20 protein-coding genes are annotated in these 23,470 nt (G+C 46.1%); 15 read left to right on the top strand and 5 right to left on the bottom strand.

The window, feature by feature from the left end; all coding sequences use genetic code 11:
• The first annotated feature begins 159 nt into the window (after positions 1-159).
• From KB186_RS01515 to KB186_RS01475, 9 genes are all read left to right on the top strand, one after another.
• On the top strand, positions 160-2,043 hold the full coding sequence (locus tag KB186_RS01515) for a sigma-54-dependent Fis family transcriptional regulator (protein WP_232773073.1): 1,884 nt from the start codon (positions 160-162) through the stop codon (positions 2,041-2,043).
• Positions 2,044-2,122: 79 nt separating this feature from the next.
• The gene (locus KB186_RS01510) at positions 2,123-3,631 is read left to right on the top strand and encodes a YcdB/YcdC domain-containing protein (protein ID WP_232772974.1); all 1,509 of its coding nucleotides are present in this window, start codon (positions 2,123-2,125) and stop codon (positions 3,629-3,631) included.
• Between the two features lie 165 nt (positions 3,632-3,796).
• Positions 3,797-4,162 carry an SH3 domain-containing protein gene (locus tag KB186_RS01505; protein WP_173607763.1) on the top strand — a complete coding sequence of 122 codons (366 nt, stop codon included), beginning with the start codon at positions 3,797-3,799 and terminating at the stop codon, positions 4,160-4,162.
• Positions 4,163-4,321: 159 nt separating this feature from the next.
• Positions 4,322-5,209 carry a MurR/RpiR family transcriptional regulator gene (locus tag KB186_RS01500; RefSeq protein WP_173607762.1) on the top strand — a complete coding sequence of 296 codons (888 nt, stop codon included), beginning with the start codon at positions 4,322-4,324 and terminating at the stop codon, positions 5,207-5,209.
• A gap of 40 nt (positions 5,210-5,249) precedes the next feature.
• Entirely contained in the window at positions 5,250-6,551 is a 1,302-nt protein-coding gene (locus KB186_RS01495) for a CapA family protein (protein WP_173607761.1), read from the top strand.
• Positions 6,552-6,597: 46 nt separating this feature from the next.
• Positions 6,598-7,857: an MFS transporter gene (locus tag KB186_RS01490; RefSeq protein WP_232772973.1), complete on the top strand. Its 1,260-nt coding sequence runs from the start codon at positions 6,598-6,600 to the stop codon at positions 7,855-7,857.
• Between the two features lie 63 nt (positions 7,858-7,920).
• Positions 7,921-9,429: a fatty acid--CoA ligase family protein gene (locus KB186_RS01485; protein ID WP_232773072.1), complete on the top strand. Its 1,509-nt coding sequence runs from the start codon at positions 7,921-7,923 to the stop codon at positions 9,427-9,429.
• 24 nt (positions 9,430-9,453) lie between these two features.
• Positions 9,454-9,930: a GNAT family N-acetyltransferase gene (locus tag KB186_RS01480; protein WP_232772972.1), complete on the top strand. Its 477-nt coding sequence runs from the start codon at positions 9,454-9,456 to the stop codon at positions 9,928-9,930.
• Positions 9,931-10,108: 178 nt separating this feature from the next.
• Complete coding sequence (locus KB186_RS01475; protein ID WP_232772971.1) at positions 10,109-10,672, top strand: NAD(P)H-dependent oxidoreductase; 564 nt, start codon at positions 10,109-10,111, stop codon at positions 10,670-10,672.
• A gap of 66 nt (positions 10,673-10,738) precedes the next feature.
• Here the strand turns inward: KB186_RS01475 and KB186_RS01470 are convergent, their stop codons facing one another.
• The 3 genes from KB186_RS01470 to KB186_RS01460 form a co-directional block, all read right to left on the bottom strand.
• The gene (locus KB186_RS01470) at positions 10,739-11,104 is read right to left on the bottom strand and encodes a winged helix-turn-helix transcriptional regulator (protein ID WP_232772970.1); all 366 of its coding nucleotides are present in this window, start codon (positions 11,102-11,104) and stop codon (positions 10,739-10,741) included.
• Between the two features lie 105 nt (positions 11,105-11,209).
• Positions 11,210-12,721 carry an MFS transporter gene (locus tag KB186_RS01465; protein WP_232772969.1) on the bottom strand — a complete coding sequence of 504 codons (1,512 nt, stop codon included), beginning with the start codon at positions 12,719-12,721 and terminating at the stop codon, positions 11,210-11,212.
• A 269-nt stretch (positions 12,722-12,990) separates the two neighbouring features.
• A complete protein-coding gene (locus KB186_RS01460) occupies positions 12,991-13,545 on the bottom strand; it encodes a GNAT family N-acetyltransferase (protein ID WP_232772968.1) in 555 nt (184 codons plus the stop codon).
• A 283-nt stretch (positions 13,546-13,828) separates the two neighbouring features.
• Here KB186_RS01460 and KB186_RS01455 point away from each other — a divergent pair, with 283 nt between their 5' ends.
• Positions 13,829-14,641 (top strand): MerR family transcriptional regulator, encoded by an 813-nt coding sequence (locus KB186_RS01455; protein WP_221868528.1) that lies wholly within the window; start codon positions 13,829-13,831, stop codon positions 14,639-14,641.
• A gap of 28 nt (positions 14,642-14,669) precedes the next feature.
• A complete protein-coding gene (locus tag KB186_RS01450; RefSeq protein ID WP_232772967.1) occupies positions 14,670-15,689 on the top strand; it encodes a serine hydrolase domain-containing protein in 1,020 nt (339 codons plus the stop codon).
• 82 nt (positions 15,690-15,771) lie between these two features.
• Here KB186_RS01450 and KB186_RS01445 read toward each other — a convergent pair whose 3' ends face one another.
• On the bottom strand, positions 15,772-16,509 hold the full coding sequence (locus tag KB186_RS01445; RefSeq protein WP_173607752.1) for a MerR family transcriptional regulator: 738 nt from the start codon (positions 16,507-16,509) through the stop codon (positions 15,772-15,774).
• Between the two features lie 133 nt (positions 16,510-16,642).
• Between KB186_RS01445 and KB186_RS01440 the strand changes: the two genes are divergently transcribed.
• Positions 16,643-17,641 (top strand): phosphotransferase enzyme family protein, encoded by a 999-nt coding sequence (locus tag KB186_RS01440; protein ID WP_221868526.1) that lies wholly within the window; start codon positions 16,643-16,645, stop codon positions 17,639-17,641.
• Positions 17,642-17,876: 235 nt separating this feature from the next.
• Positions 17,877-18,650 (top strand): alpha/beta hydrolase, encoded by a 774-nt coding sequence (locus tag KB186_RS01435; protein ID WP_232772966.1) that lies wholly within the window; start codon positions 17,877-17,879, stop codon positions 18,648-18,650.
• 167 nt (positions 18,651-18,817) lie between these two features.
• Here the strand turns inward: KB186_RS01435 and KB186_RS01430 are convergent, their stop codons facing one another.
• Positions 18,818-20,941: a helix-turn-helix domain-containing protein gene (locus tag KB186_RS01430; RefSeq protein WP_232772965.1), complete on the bottom strand. Its 2,124-nt coding sequence runs from the start codon at positions 20,939-20,941 to the stop codon at positions 18,818-18,820.
• A gap of 123 nt (positions 20,942-21,064) precedes the next feature.
• Between KB186_RS01430 and KB186_RS01425 the strand changes: the two genes are divergently transcribed.
• Positions 21,065-22,516 carry an aldehyde dehydrogenase family protein gene (locus KB186_RS01425; RefSeq protein ID WP_221868523.1) on the top strand — a complete coding sequence of 484 codons (1,452 nt, stop codon included), beginning with the start codon at positions 21,065-21,067 and terminating at the stop codon, positions 22,514-22,516.
• 26 nt (positions 22,517-22,542) lie between these two features.
• Positions 22,543-23,433 carry an NAD(P)-dependent oxidoreductase gene (locus KB186_RS01420; RefSeq protein ID WP_173607747.1) on the top strand — a complete coding sequence of 297 codons (891 nt, stop codon included), beginning with the start codon at positions 22,543-22,545 and terminating at the stop codon, positions 23,431-23,433.
• Positions 23,434-23,470 lie beyond the last annotated feature (37 nt).

Genomic DNA, 23,470 nt, shown 5'->3' with positions numbered 1-23,470 from the left:
CCCAGGGGGAATTTTGCTTTGGGCCATTGTAAGCGCTGCGATTTTTGATTAGAATTTAGACAAAGAGAGACGACCTTGCATACATTCTGGCAGGAGTTACTTCAGGCGAGTTACTGAGGGAGGGAATGTATCTTGTTTGAATTCGCATTAAGTTCGCAGATGTGGAAGCGGTTCGTTCAGGAAGGTGTATTGGATTCTTCCCGGATTCACCAATCCATCATCGAATCTTGGTATCGCTCCCGGAACGCCCAAGTCAGCCCGTACTTGGACCGGGGAAGGCACATTCTGAGCGGGGAATCTCTTAGGCACCAACAGCAAAAGAATGCTTTGCTTATGGACGTCGCTGCCCCTTTTCTCGAAAAAATGGATCGAATCGCGAGCGAGATGGGAATGATCGCGCTTTTAATCGATCCGGAAGGCTACGTGCTCTGGATGAAGGGAAACAAAAATGTCCGGGAGGTAGCCGAAAAAATACGATTCGTAGAGGGCGTGCGCTGGACCGAAGCCGAAATGGGGACAAATGCAATTGGGACGGCGTTGTCACTGGGGCAGCCGATTATGGTAACCGGCTCGGAGCATTATTCCATAGCTTCCCATGGCTGGAGCTGTGCTGCCGCTCCAATACGCAGCGATGACGGGGAGGTCCTGGGTATCCTCGACGTTTCGTGCCCGGTCGACCGGGCGCATCCATACATGCTGGGGATTGTTACCCAAGCCGCTTATACGCTGGAAAAAGAAGTGAAAATCCGCTCTCATCGCGATGAGATGGAATTGATTCAGGGATCGATGGAAGTACTGGAAAAGGAACAGCCGCTCATTATTTGCACCCCACGTCAAAACGTCGTCGCGGCGAGTAGGTCGATTCGTCAGAACATTCCGAACTGGAGTGGGATGCGTGCCGATGAAATATACATACGCGGGTACCAAAATCGGATGGAAGTGCCGATTTGCTCTGCGGAGCACGGTGGTTTCATCGGCAAATGTATCTACCTTCGGAATGCAGAGGAGCAACAGGTAAGGCAGGCCGTCTATCAGGACAAGGGTTCCGCCAAGCCGTTTCGGTTCCTTGGCGAAGCTGGCACAAGCCGTGTATTTCGAAAGATGCTGGAAGAGCTTGGACGGGTTGCTTCCACGGACATCAATGTCTTTATCCTGGGCGAGACAGGCACCGGAAAAGAAGTGATCGCACGTTCGATTCATGAAAACAGCAAGTGGGCAAGCGGGCCGTACGTTGCGGTAAACTGCGGCGCGATCCCGAGAGAGCTGCTGGAAAGCGAACTATTCGGCTATGTGGAAGGGGCGTTCAGCGGGGCGAAGCGAACCGGAGCGAAGGGGAAATTCCAACTTGCCCACCAAGGAACTATTTTCTTGGACGAAATTGGGGAAATCCCCCACTCCATGCAGGTGGCGCTTCTCCGTGTCTTGCAGGAACGGAAAATTACTCCGCTAGGCGGCAGTCAAGAGATACCCGTCGATTTTCGCGTGATTGCGGCCACGCACCGCAATATCCATCAACTGGTCAAAGAAGGTAAGTTCCGAGAAGACCTTTTTTATCGTCTGTACGTATATCCGGTGCATGTTCCGGTACTCAGGCAGAGGGCAGAAGACATCCCGCACCTCGTTCACCATTACTGCGAAAAGCATGACTGGGATGCTGTTTTCCCTCCGGAATTCTTTGCCGCGCTGATGGCTTACACCTGGCCAGGAAACATTCGCGAGCTTATGAATGTACTGGATAAATTGCGGATTCTCTCTATGAACAGCTGCGACGACCTCTTGCATCTGCTGCATTCCTTGCTCTATCAAAACGCAGAGTTGAGCAAAAGCGTCTCCTCCAGCCTTAGCTTTTCTGAGCAGAGGATGGAGGAACATGGGGCTTCTCTTTCGTTTCGCGATAAGATATTGCAGCAGCAAATGGTCGAGGCGCTGCAAAAGACGAACGGGAATGTGTCGAAAGCGGCAAAACTTCTGGGAATCCCCAGAAGTACATTCTACAAACGAATGCATCGGTTTGAAGAAACGACAAATTCCCCTCGGAGTTGACGGTGTCAGAGGGGAGCACTACAGGATAAGTCTTCCTCTCTGCCAACTGAGAAAATGGAAGAGAAGGTACGCGAGCGAGTTGAAAGGGTATAGGTTAATTAATAAACATTATAAGGAAGACAGCTTTCGCCGTTATCCTGCACCGATCTGGAGCTTGCACTTCACCAACATGCCAAAAACAGCTAAAAAAGAAGAGTATGACGCATACTCATCCGTTAGGCTTGAGCTGGATGCGCATACGGGCCGACTGCTTTTCATGAATATCCGAAATCCAGCATGGGCTTCAGCTGATTACCCGGAAGAAAAGCTTGCCAGAGACAAGGCTGCAACTTTTATCGAGGACTTATTCGGTACGGAAGCAAAACAGCTGAAAGCCGAACAAAATCTCGGCAGAGGAAAAGCAGGATCTGGTGACGGGAAAGGCAACAAGCTGGAATGGGCTCACACCACCGTCGACTATCACTCTCTCATCAATAACCTCCCTCTGTCCAGCAACTCTCTCTCTGTATCCGTTGATCATGCTGGTCATATTATTCGCTATGAAGCGTATGATTTCATCGATCCTAGCAAAGTGAACTGGCCTGATCCGAAAAAAGCGATAACACTTGAGGAAGCGAGCAAAATCTATAAGGACAAGCTTAAGATGGACCTGGTATACGTATCGGAGCAGCCGATTTCCTATGCAAAAAATGGAAAATCGGCAGAAATGAAACCGATGCTCATTTATCAATTGAATACCAGTGGTTGGATCGACGCTCTAACCGGCAAAGTCATAAGGGAAGAAACCGAAATGTCAGGAGAGAGTGTTCATGTAAAAGGAGAAGGGAAAAGCATCAAAATAGCTTCCCGCGAACAAGGAGAGAAATGGCTGAAAACTCAGTTTGGTATTGATGTGTCTGGTGCGACCTTTGAATACGATGATCACAAGGACAATCTTTTAGATGGACTTCAGACAATCGAATCCTATCGTTGGATGAACGATTCAAATAAAGGTACGCCTGCATTTGAGCTGGTTAGCATCACGACAGATGAACAGAGTGATCGGCTCATCGACTTCGATCTGATTTTGCCAGACGAACGAAAAACAGAGCAGAAAATCAGTGTAGAGGAAGCGAAGAAAAAAGCGATCGCAGCACTCGTACCTTATCTTGACCCGGCGTTAACGGAGCTATCGCTTATCATAGAGACTCCTGAAGAGGATATTCCGGAGTGGGTAGACAAGAACAAGCTGGATAAGGAAGAGGATAAAGCGTATTCATTCACTTTCCTCGGAAAACGCAACGGGATCGAAGTATATGACGAGTCTTATATGGTGAGGGTAGACAAGGCAACGGGGACGATTACAAAGTTAAACCTCCACCCTCTCAACCCGGGCATTACCCTTCCAGATTCCAAGAAGATTGTAAGTGCAGCAGAAGCAAAAGAAACGATCCAACAAGAAATTGACCTGGAACTGGTCTACGTGTGGGAGCAGTATGATGGTCAAAGAGCTCCCGAACCGCAGTTGGTCTACCAGCGCAAATGGAAGAATGGCTATAGCTTTATCGATGCTTCGACAGGGGAGCTCGTCAAGGTGTCCCGCCAATAAATGACGACAGCCGATTTGCTCTCGCAGCATTATCGGCTTTTTTGGTGCGCCTAGACTGGGCGTCGTCTCAAAGGTGAAAGTCGGCAACCACGCAAAAAAATATCCATGAGACATGAGTTCAGATATAATGAGAATATATGTTCCTATTCTTGTGAGGTGTTTCACGTGACGAAGAAAAATGAGGTCGTAATCAAAAATCATCGCTCCAATTATCCGAATCCGATCACGCTTGTAGAAGGGCAAAGAGTTAGAATAGGCAAGTTGTATGATGGACCGGAAAATTGGCAAAATTGGCGGTATTGCTACACCTTGGATGAACAGCAGCTGGAGGGCTGGGTACCTGAGCAAATCATTGAAAAAGATGGGGAGATTGGGATTTTGACCACCACCTATACGGCAAAAGAGCTAAATGTGGACGCTGGTGATCGCGTAGTCTTTATGCATGAGTTGAATGGCTGGAGCTGGTGCGAATTAGAGAGCACCGGGGAATGTGGATGGATTCCAAATGAATGTCTCAGTACGGAACGATAAAGAAAAGAGAAGGGGGCATCCGACTACGGAGGCTCCTTTTCGTTATCCACCAAAATGAAGCATAAACTACATTTTCCAAGAAGTATTGAAGTGATTTACTGCAAAAGATATACTATTCTCAAAATTAAAACAAATCAGCATGATAAAGGAGCTTCAGGCATGGCACAACTCGTAAAAGAACGGATTCGGAAGCAGTATGGAAAGCTGACAGCAAGCCAAAAAATCATCTGTAAGATCGCGATTGAAAAGCCAAGCTTACTTGCGATCCATACCGCCAAAAAAATCGCGGAGTTTACGAATACCAGTGAAGCGACCGTCATTCGCTTTTGTTATGCATTGGGTTACTCCGGATACACAGAGCTTCAGGAAGAAATCAAAAAGTCTCTATTGATAGGAGACCAAAGGAAGGGGCCGATTCAGAAATATCGAGACACGGAGGTTACTCTGGATCTGAGCAATTACGCTCATCAAGTGATGGAAAGTGATATTGCGTATCTCCAACAAGGCTTGCAGCAAATTGATTACACGTTGCTCCAAGAGGTGGTTAAAAGCATCGTACAGGCAAACCGAATCGTAGTGGTAGGGTTTCGCTGGTGCCATATTCCTGCAAAATGGTTGTTCCAGGCGTTGAATGCGATCAAAGGAAACACACATCTGTATACGGGAGCCGTTGATAACGCAGATTATTTTCTCACCGAACGGGATCAAGAATGGCTAGTCATTGCGATTTCATTTCCTCGTCATCCTGGCGAGACGGTCGCAATGGTCCATTCAGCAAAAGAGTTGGGAGCGAAGATTTTGGCGATTACGGAAGGCGAGTTCTCCCCCATTAGCCAAGTCGCAGATTATCTTCTGAAAATCACCACACCCCAACCCGTTGCCACTAGCGGTATGCCCACACTATTTTCCATGCTAAATGTTCTAATCAAAGGCGTCATGCTCCATGACGCGGAAAATGTCCAGAAACGATTGCACCACTATGATGAAATCAGTTCGAAACTATACTCGTTTGTCGGAGAGGAAGAGGAAGACTTCTCGATCTTTTGAAAGCAGAAAAAAGGAGAAAAGGGAAAGGGGAATCCTGCCAATGACCAAGCCGATTTGGTTCACAGCGACTGGCGACAGCTTCATTACTCGCAATCTTCCATACAGGGACCAAGCTTTTGAAGAGATAGCCAGCTTGCTGCACCGTGCGGACGTACGCATTGCGAATCTGGAGACGACCGTACACGATAATGAGGGCTATCCCAGCGCACAAAGTGGAGGCACGTGGGCAATGTCACCACCTTCCGTTTTGCAAGTCATGAAAGATTATGGCTTTAACATGATTGGCTGGGCGAATAACCATGCGCTCGATTATTTGTATGGGGGGCTAGAAGCAACGGAACGATATCTCAATGAGTATGGCTTCGTCCATGCTGGCGCAGGCAAAAATCTCGCTGAAGCGGGAGCTCCGCGTTATCTTGAATGCGAAGGCGCCAGGGTAGCCCTGATCGCTGCGACATCGACTTTTCATCCATGGTGGGCGGCCGGAGATCAGCGTTCGGATAGTATCGGGAGGCCAGGTATCAACCCGATGCGCTATGTGATGACTCACCACATTACTGAAGAAAAGCTCGCTGATCTGCAAGCCATTGCGGAGTCGACGGACATTAACGCCTTCAACAAGCTTCTCATCGAGGAAGGCTTCATGAACGATCCGGGCAAGGAGATCTTTCTCTTCGGAAATGCACGTTTCATGGTAAGCGAAGAAGAAGGGACGACTACTCAGCCGCATCCGCGTGATCTGAACAGAATCGTCAAAACGATTGAGCAGGCAAACAGGCGGGCTGATTACGTCATCGTGAGTATTCACGCTCATGAGATGAAGGGGGAAGCGAAAGAGGTTGCGGCTGATTTCTTGCCTGTATTCGCAAAAGCGTGCATCGATGCGGGTGCACACGCAGTGGTGGGACATGGCCCCCATTTATTGCGAGGCATTGAAATCTACAACAACCGACCGATCTTTTACAGCCTGGGAGATTTTATTTTTCAGACAGAAGCCGTTACGAGTCAGCCCGCAGATTTCTACGAGCACTATGGTTTAGACCACACCCATAATGTGGCAGATGCGTTGGAAGCGATGAGTGCCAACTATACACGCGGACTCTGTGTGCACAAAGAAGTGTGGGAGTCGGTTATTCCCTTGTGGAAAATGCAAGATGGTGAACTTCTCGAACTGGAGCTGCATCCGATTGAACTAGGTTTTGATCTGCCTGTACATCGTATGGGGTGGCCGAAATTAAGCGGGGATACCACCATTTTAGAGGGGCTTAAAGCGTTGAGTGAACCATATGGCACAGTGATTGAGATCACGGATGGAATTGGGCGCGTGAGACTTACAAAATAGCGGGAAACAGCGGTAGTCTATTTCCTGTACAAACGGAGTGATTCACATGATGGCCAGAATCACAATGATTATGTTGTTTTTGCTATACATGATCAATTATGCGGATAAAACGATTGCGGGATATTCTGCCGTGCCGATCATGACTGAATTTTCATTGAACGAAAAAGACTGGGGACTTGTTGGAAGCAGTTTCTTCTGGTTTTTCTCCATAGCCGGGATTGTAGGCGCGGCATTGTCGGATCGCATCGGGACGAAAAAAATGCTGGCGATCATGGCACTTTCCTGGACTGTCATTCAATTCGGCGCTTATGCGATCGCGGGTTTGCCGATGCTTGTCGTAGCGCGGGTATTGCTTGGAATAGGCGAAGGGCCGTTTTGGGCAACAGTTGTCAGCCATTTAAACAAATGGTTTTCCGAAGAAAAGCGTGGATTGGTTTATTCCACCGTGAACTTCGGTGCTTTCGTCGGTGCGGTTGCTTCCGCACCGGTGATCGTCGCGCTGATTGATAGCTATGGATGGAGATTTTCCTGGGCGTTTATGGGCGCACTCAGTCTGATGTGGCTCTTGGTCTGGCTGTGGATCGGAAAAGAAAAACCACTTGTCAGCGTCGCACCTGCAAAAGTCGAACCTCCGACCTTGCCAAAAGCGAAATGGTCGGATATATCCGGTGTCTTGCTCTCATCCACGTTTCTATTCTGTTTTTTAATCTATTTTGCTCAAATATGGGGGACGACCTTCGCATCCGTATGGGAGCCTGTCTATCTCGTCAAGGTCTTCCAGTTTACGAATCAGGAAATGGCCTATGCGATTGCTGGCACGGGACTTTTAGCTGGACTGATGACCATACTGATTTCTTCCATTGGTGATCGTTTCTTTAAAAAGCATCGCAGCTATCGCAAATCATACGTTCTGGTTGGAGGTGTTTCGATTATACTAGGGGGACTGTGCTTTTACAGTGTTACTCTTTTTCAATCTACGGTACTTGTTTTGATCTTTCTGTGTCTAGGAAAAGGGTTTGCTTTTTCTGTTGGAACAGCTGCCTCAGTCATTGTCAGCAGCTTGTGGCCAGAACGCACGGGACTTTTGGTAGGCGTGTTGTCCAGCCTGGTTACGTTGGCAGGGATCATCTCGCCGCTAGTAACAGGCTCTATCGTTCAGTCTGCTGGAGATATTGGCACTGGTTTTGGCAACGCCATGATCGTCAACGGGTTGCTCTTTATCATTTGCGGCGTGCTTTTCCTGCTCTTTGTGAAGCGCAATGAACAAGTCAATCAATCAGCACCGCCAATCCCTCATGTTTCCTAAAAGTAATACTTTATAGGCTTGGTTCCAGATGTTAAAATTTTCTGAAAAGGGGGTAGGTGTGTGATGTATCATTTGAGTGAAGGTCTCATGCAGAGCGCGAAACAGTTTGCGGATTGTCCAGCCTTTGTCTTTATGGGAGAAACGACGACGTATGCACAATTCAATCAACAGGTCGAACATCTCGCAGCAGGACTCGCCCAGCACGGGATTGGAAAAGGGGATGCTGTCGCCCTGCTCATGGATAATCGGCCGCATTTTGTTAGCGCTTACTATGCGATACTCCGCGTAGGAGCTGTTGTTGTTCCCATGAACCCCATCTATACGGCTCGCGAAATTAGCTTCATTCTATCAAATAGTAAAGCAAAGGCAGCCATTGCCTTATCCACATTGCAGCCGGTACTAACCCCGATGAAGGACCAAATAGAAGATTTGCAGCTTCTCATCTACACGGAATCTATTGAAAATGAAATAACGATCGATCAGCTTGTACAGGAAGGGCAAGAGTCAGAGGAAGGATACGTGGAGCCGGAACGAAACGAAGATGACCTCGCTGTAATTCTGTATACATCAGGCACGACTGGCCAGCCAAAAGGAGCGATGCTCTCCCACCGTAATATGGCATCGAATGCGGATGCGATGGGGATATTGTTCGAGTTGGTGCCAGAAGATCGCATGGTCGCGGTACTCCCGATGTTTCATGTCTTCTGCATGACGGTGTGCATGAATGGCCCGATTCGCACGGGAGCAGCCATCATTATCGTGCCAAAATTTCATCCAGTAGACGTCCTTCAAACGATTCGTGAGCAAAAAGCCACATGTTTTGCAGGGGTTCCGACCATGTACAACTATCTGCTACAGGTGCCGACTGCGACAAAAGAAGATGTCTCCTCCATACGGATATACTGTTCGGGAGGTGCATCCATGCCCGTAGAGCTCCTGCACAAGTTCGAAGCGAAATACGATGCCAAGGTACTGGAGGGCTACGGTTTGTCCGAGGCAGCACCAGCTACAACATTTAACCCACTGCACGGGACCAGAAAGCCAGGATCGGTAGGAGTCGATATCCCGCTTGTGAAGAACAAGGTCGTCGATCCGGAAGGAAACGAAGTGGCACGTGGAGAAGTGGGCGAGCTGGTGGTGCAAGGGCCGAACGTTATGATAGGGTACCTTGGTTTGCCAGATGATACGGCAGCGGCGCTTCGAGATGGTTGGTTGTATACGGGAGACATGGCGCGTATGGATGAAGAAGGATATGTGTACATCGTTGACCGCAAAAAAGACATGATTCTCGTTGACGGCTATAACGTGTATCCGCGTGAGGTAGAAGAAGTGCTTTATCAGCACCCTGCGGTTATCGAGGCGGCTGTGATCGGGATTCCTGACGAGGTGCATGGTGAAGCAGTCAAGGCATTTGTGGCTTTGAAGGAAATAGCGGTTTCTCAAGAGGATATTATGGCATTTTGTCGTGACAAGCTGGCGAAATACAAAGTTCCTCGTCAGGTCGAATTCGTAGCAGAGCTTCCCAAAAACACTACAGGGAAAATCTTGCGTCGCTCGTTGCGCACCTCTTAAATGATCGTATGACGAGATGTGGAGGTGTTTGGATTGCTGCGTTTGATTCATGCAACAGAAGGAAATCAATACGAACAAGCACGTGAACTTTTCATGGAGTACGTAGATTCATTAGGAGTTGATTTGAGCTTTCAAAATATTGCGACCGAAATGCAAAATATACCGGGCGAATACGCACCCCCAGACGGTTGTATTTTGTTGGCGTTAGATGATGAACAGCCAGCAGGATGTGTTGCCTTACGAAAAATAGATGAACAAGTTTGCGAAATGAAGAGGTTGTATGTGAAACCTGAATGGAAAGGAAGGGGCGTTGGGAAAAAATTAGCCTTGGCGATCATGGACGATGCGAAATTACGAGGCTATTCCTTCATCCGTTTAGATACGCTTCCTACGATGGAACAAGCAATTCAGCTATACCGCTCGTTGGGATTCTATCCAATTGAGCCCTATCGTTTCAATCCGATTGAAGGCACGCTGTATATGGAGAAAAAGCTCTTCTAAAACATTGGCAAAGAGGCCTCCCAACGATACGAACCTAGATGCATTAGGTCGCGGGGAGGCTTTTTTCTGTTCTTTACACTCACCTTTATGTAAGTAACTGAACAAAATGTGCATACTTACAAATTTGCAGAGAGCATTTTATACTCATAAAACAACAAACTTCAAGGAGGAACTTACTTTGAAAACCCTTGTAATTGTCACACATCCAAGCATCGAAACATCCGTCATCAACAAGCGATGGGTAGAAGAACTCAAAAAATATCCAGAAAAGTATACCGTACACGAATTGCATAAGGCATACCCAGATGGAAACATTGATGTGGAAAAAGAACAGCAATTGATTGAATCGCATGGGAATCTTGTTTTACAGTTCCCGGTTTACTGGTTTAATTGTCCGCCTCTCCTGAAAAAATGGCTTGACGATGTTTTTGCATATGGGTGGGCGTACGGTTCAAAAGGAGGCGATAAATTAAAGAATCGCAAAGCTGCATTAGCCGTATCTGCGGGAATAAGGAAAGAGGATTATCAGGAAGAGGGAAGGTATCGGTATACACTTGCGCAAATATTGACCCCTTTTGAAACAACCTTCCGCTACTGCCACGCGGATTATCGTTCATTCTTTGCGTATTATGGTACGGAGACAGAGTCCGGGGAAAATGTACCTGGTCAAGAGCTTGAACCGACCGGCAGCGTATTGGATAAGAGCGCGCAAGATTATTTGAAATTCATTGATAACCTGTAAGAAGTCGGAAAGAAAAAAGAAGTATTTCCTCGTTCGGGAGATACTTCTTTTCCTGTTAGAAACAATCTATGCTTGCTGCCTTACTTCCTCCCGAGGGGGCACGCTGTTTTTCTCTCCCCAGTCGCACATCATATTTAATAAGGGAATCAGAGAAAGCCCACGTTCTGTTAAGGAATATTCCACTTTGGGAGGGACTTGGGGAAATTCCTTGCGGATGATCAGGTCATCTGCCTCCAGCTCTTTTAACATCAAGCTTAGCGTTTTAAAAGAAATGGTACCGATACTTCGCTTTAGCTCATTATGCCGCATTACCTTCTTTTCAGCTAGCCAATACAAAATGATCATTTTATATTTACCGCCTATTAGAGACAATGTATATCCAAAGCCAGTGTCTTTCAGCTCCACACCAGTCGGAACACAGGTTTCACGCACGAAGTACACTCTCCTTTGGGAAGTATAGTTTGCAAATGCATATACTTCACCATACATCATGCTGCCATTTTTGGAAAGCGATGCGAGCAAGAAACCCTTGGATCTTTATGATTCGACACTCTTTTGCTGGCGCTCAAGCTTGCTGGGGCCTGCGTATAGTACAGAAAAGAAACCAATAACGGCGAAAATCAATCCCACGGTATAACCATGATTGATGGCGCTTCCTAGAGAGTGACTCAGAAAAGAATGAACACTCGGCTCAATTGTTAAAGGCTCACGCATGAGAACTTCAGGATTAAGCAGATCAGCTACTTTCTCCAAGGAAATGCCATGTAATGACGCCCCTGTGGATACGATACTCGCATAATTTTGGTTCACAACAGCAGCCGTGATCGATGCGCCGAGTACGCCTCCCATGTTTCGACAAAAACCAACGATCGAGGAAGAAATACCGATATATTTTTTATCAACCGAATGCACGATCGCGTTTTGTGCAACGCTCATTAACGGCCCGATTGCAGCAAACCCGAACAGAATCATCAAGAGTGTTAAGAAAAAGAAGGAAATGCCAGTTGAAACGTACATAAGAAAAATAGAACTAACTACACAAGCGAGCATAGAGAACGCCATGAGAGATCGAAAGGAAAATTTTGTTTGCAACATTCCGAATACCACGGCACCTCCCGTCAAAGAGAGCATCAACGGGGTCAAAACACTATTGGAGTTCGGATATCCAAGTACGGCCACAGCGAAAATAGGCAAATAAGTAATAGCAGCAAACATGATGGCACCTTGAGAAAGACAGGCGATACAAGTCGCGACCACCATTCGGTTTTGGAAAATCTGGAAAGGAAGGATCGGTTCCTGTACATGACGTTCTACCATAATAAAAGCGATCCCCACTATTCCGGCCAGTGCAAACAGTGAGATGATTTGCCAAGAAGACCACTCATATTCTTTTCCTCCCCATTCAAGCGCCAGCATGACAGCTACACAAGCGACGATTAATGTAACGGTACCCCAATAGTCAATCGTTGGCTTTGTATGAGAACGGGATTCTTTTAGGGAAAACAGAAGCGTTAAGAGAGACAACAAACCGATCGGAACATTGACATAAAAGCACCAACGCCACCCCAAGTAATCAGAGAGCAAGGTCCCGACTTGAGGGCCGGCGATAGAGGAGAGCCCAAAGATTCCGGCAAACACGCCAGAGATTCGTGCCGTATATTTCGGATCAGAGGATAGCGTAAACAGGATTGTGAAAGTAATCGGAAAGAGCGCCCCTGAACCAATTCCTTGAAGGGCACGAAAAGCAATTAGCTGTTCGATGCTTTGGGCAACGCCACACAGTGCCGAGCCAATGAGAAAAATCGTAATCCCTAGTAAGTAAAACAACTTGCGCCCAAAAAGATCGGACATTTTCCCGAAGATGAGCATCGTACTGGTCGCGGCTAAGACGTATGAGGTGAAAACCCAGCTCATGCTTTCAAAGCCACCAATATCTTTAATAATGTGACTAATAGCCGCCGAGGTGATGGTATTGTCGAGGGAAGACATCAGTAAGCCCAGTGCCATTGCAATGATAATAAAGCGATTACGTGTATCGGATCGTGACATAAAAAGCGAACTCCTATCTCTTTTTTCTATTTATCTAGCAAACTTCGCTACAAGACTATTATTTGTGCATTCGTTGCCAATAAATAGGGAAAGAACAGTTGCAAATCAAACTTTACCTCGTCGATGAATTGTACAGAAAGTGCAGTCAATCTTACCATCTACCCTTACCAATCAAAACAGCGGTAGCCATGGACCAGAAATAAAGTCCTTGTCTACCGCGATTCATTGAACGATCATTCCGATAGTTGAAAAGTGCTGAGGATTACTTTTTAATCAAGCATGAGATACCAGTAAATTGCTACCTCATCACTGTCTTTGTCAAGCCCCCTGTAGACGTAGGAATCGAAACCTCCGATGACAAAACCACAACTTTCGTAGAATTTACATGCGCGGACATTATTACTTTGTGTCTCCAGCATGATTCCCGTCATCCCGCCATCCTTCGTCCAACGTATAGCCTGTTCGATTAGTTTTTTACCGAGACCGTATCCTCTATATTGCTTATCAACTTTAATATCTTCCACATAGGCAAATTTGTTCCAATTTCTTTTCAAAACAATTTGACCCACAACTTGATTATTCACGAGCGCTACATAAATGATTTGATGGGGATTGCCGATATAGTTCGAATAATCCTCAACAGTATCTTCCTCAAGCTGTTCATCATCGTAGCTTTTATTCCTAAGAGGGACCTCCTTCACCGTATATCCGATTCGCTGTCCCATAAGTTGTAAGACAAGGGTAGAGTCTACGATAAAGCTCCCATCAATGTTTGAACCACAATCATCGTCCCCAGCACGCATTTCCCTAATGAAAATATCCATATTCGTCCTCCTCTATTTTTATAGGGTGAGAATAGAGATATTAGGGGGACCACGGACTTAACGGAATACATATTGCTCCGTCATTTTCAGAACCTCCTGGTTTTATTTAGCATTTACGATTCACTAGATCATTGTACAATCATTGCTTAGCAGGTGCTAGCAGTTTGAGAACAAAGTCAGATTCGAGCAGGTTGCCGGAGAACGGCTCTTGCAGTTGACTTTGCCCTAAGGGGAAGGGGTATAAGTAGAATATCGATACAGATTGAGCAATGGAGGTGAGCCTGTGCTAGCAATCGGAGAGTTCTCAAAGATATGCGGAGTGTCAACGAAAACGCTTCGTTATTATGCCGAAATTGGACTAATGAACCCAGACGAGATTAATCCTGAAAATGGCTATCGGTATTATTCTATCAAGCAACTGACAAAGATGCTCTTCATCAACCGTTTGAAATCGTACCATTTTTCGCTGGACGAAATCAAAGCCATTCTGGAAGTGGAAGATGATCAATCGGAAGAAAAGCTTGTCTCCACGCTTCTTCGCAAACAAAAGGAAATGTATGAAAAACGAAACGCTTTGGACTATACCATAAAACAACTGAACCATGATCTTTTGAAAATGGCGCAGGGGATCCCCATGATGGCATACCTTGACAACATAGAAGTACAGCTTGTGGAGACCCAGCCAATCCATATTCTCTCGTTACGCCAGATACTGACGAGTGCTGATTATGTAACAGGATATGGAAAGTACTTTGGTAAGCTGTATGAAAGGGTTGCGACTGAAAAGCTTAACTTGCTCGGTACACCAATGACGATTTATCACAGCCCTGAATACAATCCCTCTGGAAACGATACAGAGTTTGCGCTCCCGGTCGAGGAGGCTGTAAAGGGAACAAGAGATTTTCCAGGGGGACTTTGTGCAAAGTCTGTCTGTCAGGGTCCTTACTCAGAATTGACATCGGTATATGCCAGGTTGAGGGAATGGGTAGAAAATGAAGGCTATGAATTGGTGAGATCACCTTACGAAGTCTATGTAACCGCACCCGATCATGCCAGTGTTGTTACAGAAGTGTATTTTCCAGTCAGAAAAAATTGACATTCTCCGTGCATAGGAGGGAATTATCATGCAAAGAAGCGATTGGCCTACTACAGAATGGCAAGCAGGAGACCCGGCCGTGTTGAGCATAGACGCTGAAAAACTAGCAGAGCTAGACCCTATCATTAAAGCCTCGTACAGCAACATAAACGGAATCGTTGTTGTGAGAAATGGTTATCTCGTCTATGAAAGCTATTTTCATGGCTATGGACCGAAAGATAGGCACCATGTAGCGTCTGTAACGAAAAGTATTCTATCCGCTCTCATTGGTATTGCTATAGAGGAGCGGTTTATCAAAAATGTCGACCAAAAGGTGCTGGATTTTTTCCCAGACTATGCACCCAATCATACCGATACACAAAAACAAGCAATCTCCATACGCCATCTCCTCACGATGACAGCCCCCTATCTTTTTGAGGACTGGCACGAACCACTGGACAAGATGTGTATGCAGTCCGATTGGGTAACATATACCCTGGATATGCTCGGGCAAAAGGGAGAGATTGGAGCGTTTAAGTATTCGACCGCTGGAGCGCATCTGCTTTCAGCCATCCTTACACGCAGCACAGGTAAAAGTGCCAGAGAATTTGCCAACGAACACTTGTTTAAACCCATCGGTATAGAAGAAATCCCTGATTATGATATGAAAGCGTTTGGGTTTGAAGATTTATTCGGGAATGATGTGAGAGGGTGGGTAAAGGATCCTGACAACAACTCCACAGGAGGATGGGGGCTCACGTTAACTCCCCGTGATATGGCACGTATTGGCTTGCTCTATCTGAATCGCGGCTGTTGGGACAATCATCAGATCATTCCAGAGGCTTGGATAGATGAATCAACCGCAATGAATCCCAATCAATACGGCTATTTATGGTGGTTGCGTGAAGAGGACGGTGTTTTTTCATATGCTGCACTGGGCGATGGCGGTAATGTTATCTGCTGTATCCCGGAAAAAAACCTCGTCGTAGCCATTGCTTCAGCATTCATGCCGAATTCTCGTGATCGATGGACGCTGATCAAGGAGCATATTAGCGGGGCGGTAAACTAAGGCATCAGATAGGAATGGAAACAATGAACCGGGGAGTTGCAGCTCACCCGGTTTCACTGTTAAACGATCGTTTAACTACACTTTACTTGGAAGCGTAATTTTCGGCAGCAATGCAAATGTAGTAGCTTAATCCCGTTTGCTGTTCTTCCAACATCGCGCGGTGGAACTCATCTGATAGGAAAAATCTTGCCTGCTCGGCAAATGCTCTCGCATCAATCGGATGGTCTTTTTGTAAAAAAGCAAGATGGTTTTCGATCGCAGAAACAACAGCTTCGTCGTCGACACTTTTGTTGTTTTTCAACGCCTCTGCCATAAACGTCATGAAAGCCTTCGCTTCTGCAGCTTTTTCATTCAGGGAAACCACGTCGAGATTCTCTGTATCCAATTGAAAATCGTACGCTTTCTGCAAATGCTCATTTTGTTGAGTGAATGCCTGCTTCCATTCTTCTTCATTCAATCCATCAAACATGTTCGCTGTGGACATATTTCCTCGCTTCCTTTCGTGTCGAATCGTTTCTTCGAGAGTATTCAAGAGGCGCTCCAAGCGTAGCTGGCGTGCCTTTAACAGCGTTTGCTGCTCACATAAACACCGAAGTCTGTCTGGCTCGTGATCAAGTGCAGCTTTAATGCTGTCCAACGAAAAATCAAGCTCACGATAAAACAAGATTTGTTGTAACCGCTTGAGTTCATTCTCACCGTAATAGCGGTACCCATTTTCTGAAACGGTTTCTGGCATCAGCAAACCAATCTTTTGATAGTGATACAGAGTCTTGATTGTGGTACCAGACAGTTTGGCTACATCGTTAACGGTATACAACATGGCGATTCACCTCCTGAAATCGAGTTTGCAGTCTGACCTTAGGTTGGAGTCAAGCGAAAAAATGAAAAGAGGAGGATGGCGAAAATCAAACGAATGTCAGCGTATGATCCATTTATTGGGTGGAGGGATTCGCATGACGAAGTTGTTTCACTTGGATTCTGAAAATGACATCGAGAAGGTAGTGGCCCAGTCACAGCAAATCGCACAAAAAGCGATGCACGAATACGACTTGGATTGGCAACACATTCGATTCAACCAACTGTCCGACACTTGCACGTTTGTCATTGAAACGGAGAAGGATGGGAATTATTTACTCCGCATTCACGGGACCACGAACAGAAAGGAAATAGATTCCGAGCTTGCTTGGCTCAGTTATTTGCATGAAAAAATAGAGGTCGAGATTCCAACGGGAATAGATGGCCGCAATGGTTCCAAGACTGTGAGCATCAAGCTCGCAAATGGTGAATGTGTCTTCGTATCCGTCATGCGTTGGGTCAAAGGGGAGCATACAGATAAAGAACTGACCGAAGAACAAGTTTACAAAGAGGGTGTCTTATTAGCAAAGCTTCATACAGTATCTCAGCATTTCCAATTGACCCCTGAATTTGCTCGTCCGATCTGGGGAGTGGATAGCTTCAAGCACGCTATGACTCGTTTGACAGAGCATTACCATCGGTTTCTGACAGATGAAGAATTCGAGCTATATCAATTGGCAGCGGATAAGGTACTCACTTGTCTTGGAAAATTGGACAAAAATAGCAGCCACTATGGAATGATTCATGGCGATTTGCACCAAGGTAACATCGTTTTTCACAACGGAGATCCTCGGCCGATTGATTTTGGAAGATGTGGGTTTGGATACTATCTTTATGATATCGCCCATACCATTTTGGGTCTATATCCTGCCCAAAGAGAGCTAGTCGTAAAAGGCTACGAGAGTTTGCGGAAGCTAGAAGGCGACTGGCTCCCTACACTCGAGAGCTTCACGGTGATGGTCATGATCGAGAATTATAGTCATCATGCTCCTGACCCCAGGGAAACCGAGGGGCTAAAAGAGGAACAGCCCTATGCAATACCGATCATCCAAAACTATATGAACGGTAAGCCGTTTCTTTTTCCTTCATCGCACTAGCAAAAAAGGCGACGGAAGCTATTCGGGTTAACTACACGAATATCAAGCCACTATTTGAAATGGTTTTATGTGTTGGAATTGAGAAATTTAATAGGAAACAGTTAAAAGTTATGAAAAAAACAAATAATTACAATAATGCGTTGACAGATAAAATGCTTGGGGGTAAATTTTGGTAAAGAATTTTTTAAAGTAATTTAAAAAATCGTAATCCAGAAGAATAAACGGAGGCAAAGAAATGATAGTAAGGGGTAGTGTTTTTTCTAGTATGCTAGAAATGGAAACCGGAATAACGGTTATTATTCCAAACAAATTTAATATGGAGCAAAATTATCAAGTGGTATATCTGCTTCACGGTCTTTGCGGAAGTAATGGTGATTGGGCAAATTATACGATGTTGCCTGTTTACGCAAATGACTATAATGCAATATTTGTAATGCCGGAAATTTCCAGAAGTTTTTGTTCGGATATGAAATTTGGATTTAAATATTTTAGTTACATTTCCGAAGAATTGCCAATCATATGCAAAAGTGTCTTTAACATATCTTCAGAAAGAGAGGATACGATAATTATTGGTGATTCAATGGGAGGATATGGAGCTTTGAAATGTGCATTGTCAAAACCAGAGCAATATGGTTATTGTTGTGCATTTTCATCACCGTGCTTGTTTTTAAAGGAGGATTTAGATGAGCATGGAGAGATTGAAAAATTCAGAATGGTTTATGGAGAACAGATGCTCAAGGATTTTCAAGGGATTTTAGGAGGGGACTTGGAGTGGAGTGAAGAGCATGAGATATTGGACTTAGCTAACAAGATCAAAGATCAGTCAGTCAGACCTGAAATATATATCGCATGTGGAACTGAAGATTTTTTGCGTGATAGTAATGTAAGATTCAGCAATGAAATGCGGAATCTTAACTTTGACATTGAATATGAAGAATGGTCTGGCAATCATGACTGGTATTTTTTCAATGAAGCGTTACAAAAAGCATTAAAGAAAGTTTTGAAATAATTTGAAGTGTTATTCTCATCAAAGCCTCGGCACTTTAATAAAGAAATTTACATAAGATAATTATGGTAAACAAATATTCAAGGACACGTAAGCAGACTTTGCTAACAAAAAAGGCAGCGGTAGTCTAGGACTTTTTCTCGTCCGAAGCTACTCCTGCCTATTTGAGTTTATCCTTCCTGTCGCAAATGACAAGCGAGCTGTAATTTCAGCAAGTCTTCGGGATTTCGCAAATCAATATGAAGAAGCTCCTCAACTTTGCGCAATCGCTGATACAGCGTATTGACGTGAATGTGCAGCTCTTTGGCGGTCAGTTGAGGGGATTGACTGCATTTCATATACGTTATGATTGTCTGTTCCCATTCCTCATATTTTTCCGGGTCTTCCCAGAAAGGGGCAAAGACATCTTGAATGAATGCATCAATATCGGCCTGACTCTGGTTCAGCATGAGGCGATTGACACCAAGGTCTTTGTAGTGCACCACACCAGAACGGCTGCGGTTGGTCAGGTAGTGAGCGGCTTTCTTGGCTTCCTCGTAGCTTTTGCTGATTTGCTCAATCCCGCTTGCCAAACTTCCCACACCAATGGATAACGATGCTTCTTTGCCAAGATCCCATTCATAGGACGCTTGTTGCAGCCTCTCCCGGATGTCCTTTCCATCTCGAGAGCCGAAAGACCGGACGAGGAGGGTGACATGGTTATGGAATCCATAGACAAACATCTGTGTTTTACTAAACTCCCATTTCCAACGGGTAATGAGTCGGTGAATGTTTGCTTCTAGCAATGCCAGGTCTTGGCACTGCGTCAGATGGGCATAAACTAAGTAGTATTTTGCTTGCGGCTGTAACCCCATCGAACGGGCGCGGTCAACCAGTTCATTGCCTTTGCTTGCGATCAGTTCTTGAAAAAGATCGTGTGCACGTTTGTACAGCACGGAGCTGATCGATTGCTTTTTTACCAAATCGAGTATGAGCACAGCACTCCCTTGCTCGACTGTCATACGTGCGAGATCAGATAGTCCGCGTTCGTCCAAGGGAATCATGAGACATCCGAGAAAAATGCTCCCATTGATTAGTGGATACAAACAAAATAGTTGATCGTCACCCGAAGCGGGAGAGAACAAGGTGACAGAAACAGGCTGTCTTCTTTTGTTCAGCAACGTATACAGTTCATCCCAGCTAAAAAATATCATACTCTTTTCAGGATACATTTTTTGCTCAAGCCAGTCGGCAAAATGGATGGAATGTCCGGTCATTTTGCTTAGGTTTTTTACGATTGTTTCGGCCCCTTTATTTTGCAAGGACAACTGCTTGATAGATTCATGGATATGGTTGCGTTGTATCAAATCATCGTGCTTGGCTTGCAGTTGGGCTCTCATGGCAGCCATGTGGTCATACGCTTGTTTGACTTCAGCATAGAGCTCGGCATTTTGCAGGGCGATGGAAGTTTGGTCTGCGAAGCCTTGGAGGAGGTCAAGGTCGTACTCGGTGAACACATTTTCCTGATGAAACTGATGCAGGACAAGTACACCAATACGCTTTTCTCCACGTGATATTGGAACACATAACAACCCATTCAAGTCACGCAATGCTTTGGCGTGGTTCAGAGAGTGAAAGTTGTTAGCAGAGATATCCTTCATCGCATGGGCTGTTTCTTGGTTGGTTCTGTACATGCGTGGGATTCCGTCTTCGAACACTTTGCCCGCGATGGATTCTCCCACCCGCATTTTGAGATCCTTGAACACCGTATCGTGAAAACCGACGGCCTCTTTCGGAATCAATCGGTCGATCGTGGGATCGTACAAGTGCAGGAGGCCTGCGTCTGCAGCCGGGATAACAGCCAGTGCATTACCAATGATGCCACGGATGATTTGGTGAACGTCGAGGGTAGCAGATATCGAACGAATTCCTTCAAAAAGCTTCTTGCTTTCCTTTGCTTTGGCTGTCATTTTTTCTTCTGCCATCAACAGGCGAATGCCGAACCACAATAGTTCCCATTGGTCAGCGGTAAGAATGATAGGTTCGTTTGTTGTATGTGCAAGGCAAATGACGGCTTGTCCCTCGTTTTCGTAGAAAAAACGGTATTTCTGTTGGGCATAGGTATAACGCATGTGGACAGCAACGTTGTCACAGGGAGGTACTGTCAGAGGGGGAATATTCGTGGTGGCGTTTTCATGAAAAGAGGAGAAAACAAGCCGAAAATGTCGATCACGCGAAAATTGGAACCAGATCGAAAAGGGCTGATCGCCAAACCATTCATGTAGTTTTTTAAGCAGGAGCGAAAAAGAATTCATCCACGTGTCCTCCATGTAGAGAAATACACATTTATAGTTGGAAATAAGTGTCTGTATATACATTGTATTCATAATTTTTGCTATATACAATACTTCTATAAGACGCGGAAGGTGGGAGACGATTTGACAGCAACCTACAATAACTACATCGCTGGAGCTTGGGTGACGAGCCATACTGGACAGGTTTTCCCTAGCACGAACCCTGCCAATACGAATGAGATTCTCGGTTATTTTCAAAAATCGGACGGGCTGGATGCACGTTCTGCGATTGAAGCTGCTGCCAATGCTTTTGGTGAATGGTCGCAAAAATCGGCTCCCACACGTGGAGAGTTCTTGTTTTCCCTCATTCACTTATTGGAAAAACACAAAGAAGAGCTCGCAGAAACGATCACCCGTGAAGTAGGAAAAACATTGCGCGAAGCGAGAGGCGAAGTTGCCAAGACAATCACTTCCATGAAGCAGTTGACCGGGGAAGCCACACGCTTGACGGGTCAAACGGTGCCTTCCTTTGATGAACGGGTAATTGGTTACACGGTGCGAGAGCCAATCGGGGTTTTCGCGATCATTGCCCCGTGGAATTTTCCGCTGGGGATTGGCTTGTGGAAGATCGTCCCAGCCATCCTCGCGGGCAATACGGTTGTATTCAAACCAGCGAGCAACACCTCCTTGATTAGCGTAAAGCTGGTACAGCTCCTGATTGAAAGCGGCGTTCCCAGTGGCGTTGTGAATTTGGTAACAGGACCGGGTGCGGTAATCGGGGATGAATTAGCGAATCATCCACTGGTCAAAGGGATCTCATTTACGGGTTCTTCTGAAGTGGGACTTGCCTTGGGGAGGGCAGTTGGAGCCAGAGGAGGCAAGATTCAGGCGGAGATGGGCGGGAAAAATCCGGCGATCATACTCGCGGACGCCGATATTGACCTCGCTATCGATTCCATCGTATTGAGTGGATTCTTCGATAATGGCCAACGCTGTACGGGGACAAGTCGTGTATTGGTTGTTCCCGAAGTAGCCGAACAAGTAAAAGCAAAACTGATCGAGCGGGCGAAGGGCTTGAAAATCGGGAATGGTTTCGATCCAGACAATCATAACGGTCCAGTAGTGGACGAGCATCAGCTCAATTTGTATCTTCATTATGTACAGAAGGGCATCGAAGAAGGCGGCGTACTGGAATGCGGGGGTAAGCGCCTTGTAGATGGTGATCTCGCCCAGGGCTATTTCGTTGCTCCGACGGTGTTTACCGGCATCACGCAGGAGATGACGATTGCCAACGAAGAAATTTTTGGCCCTGTGATCGCCGTGATCGATGTGGATTCTTTCGAACATGCTATGCGAGTGGCTAACCAGGTGGAATTCGGCTTGTCCTCCACGATTTTTACGAACGATTTGCAAAAAGCGTTCCAATTTGTCAAAGGCATTCAGTCAGGTGTCACGCATGTCAATATGCCGTCGACTCATTTTGAATCACAGTTTCCGTTTGGCGGCAAAAAAATATCTGGGTTGGGTCCGAGAGAGCAAGGGGAGTCAGCGCTCGATTTTTACGTCGAGACAAAAACAGTTTATATTCGGCCATAAGTATAGGGAAAGCAGGAGGAGCGAAGATGGAAGCGATTGGCGTTATCGGCATTGGTGCAATGGGCAAAGGGATGGTCTGCAATCTGCTGCAAAAAGGCTACCACGTGTATGCCTATGATCCAAGTCCGGCAGCAAAAGCCTGGGCGAAGGAAAAAGGAGCGACGGTCGTAGAGTCTCCACTGGCAGTGGGTAGCGTAGCGCGTGTCGTTTTCACTTCGCTTCCAGGTCCTGCGATTGTTGAGGAAGTCATGCTGGGTGAGGACGGACTTTTCTTATCATTAGGGGCTGGTAGTTTCGTATTTGATACAAGTACGATCGATCCTGCCACGGCAAAACGTCTGAATCAGCATGGCGTAGGTAAAGGGATCTACTACTATGATTGTCCGGTGAGTGGAGGACCCGCGGGTTCTGCTGCCGGAACGTTGACCATTATGGTTGGCGGTGATGAGGCAAAGCTTCCGGAAATCATGGACTATCTCAGGGCGATTGGGAAGGAAATTTTTTATCTGGGGGAATCCGGCTCCGCACAGGTGGCGAAGCTTTGTCACAACTCTGTCGTTGCAGTCATTACAGCAGCGTTGGGCGAGGCGTTCAGTGTCGGGGCAAAAGCTGGCGTTGATCCACACAAGCTGGCAGCTGTTATGGACAAAGGCTCTGCCCACAATCGTGTGCTCTCTGTTTTTGGGCCGAACATCTTGTACGGTACGTATGAAAATACCGTCTTTTCCTTGGATCATATGCACAAGGATTTACAGCTATATGCACAAACCGCACGTGAACAGCAAGTGCCTGTTCTCGTTGGAGGCACGGTTGCGCAAATGTATGCGGCAGCCAAAGCACAAGGCAAAGGGAGCTGGGATTCGAGTGCGGTCTGTACCGTGACCGAGGAGCTGGCTCATACAACGATTGCGCGTTAAGTGTTGAGTTTGACGAAAGAGAAAGTAGACTACGGCA

The sequence above is a fragment of the Brevibacillus sp. AF8 genome, from assembly GCF_021270385.1.
GTDB lineage: Bacteria > Bacillota > Bacilli > Brevibacillales > Brevibacillaceae > Brevibacillus.
This window is presented reverse-complemented; position numbering and strand designations above follow the sequence as displayed.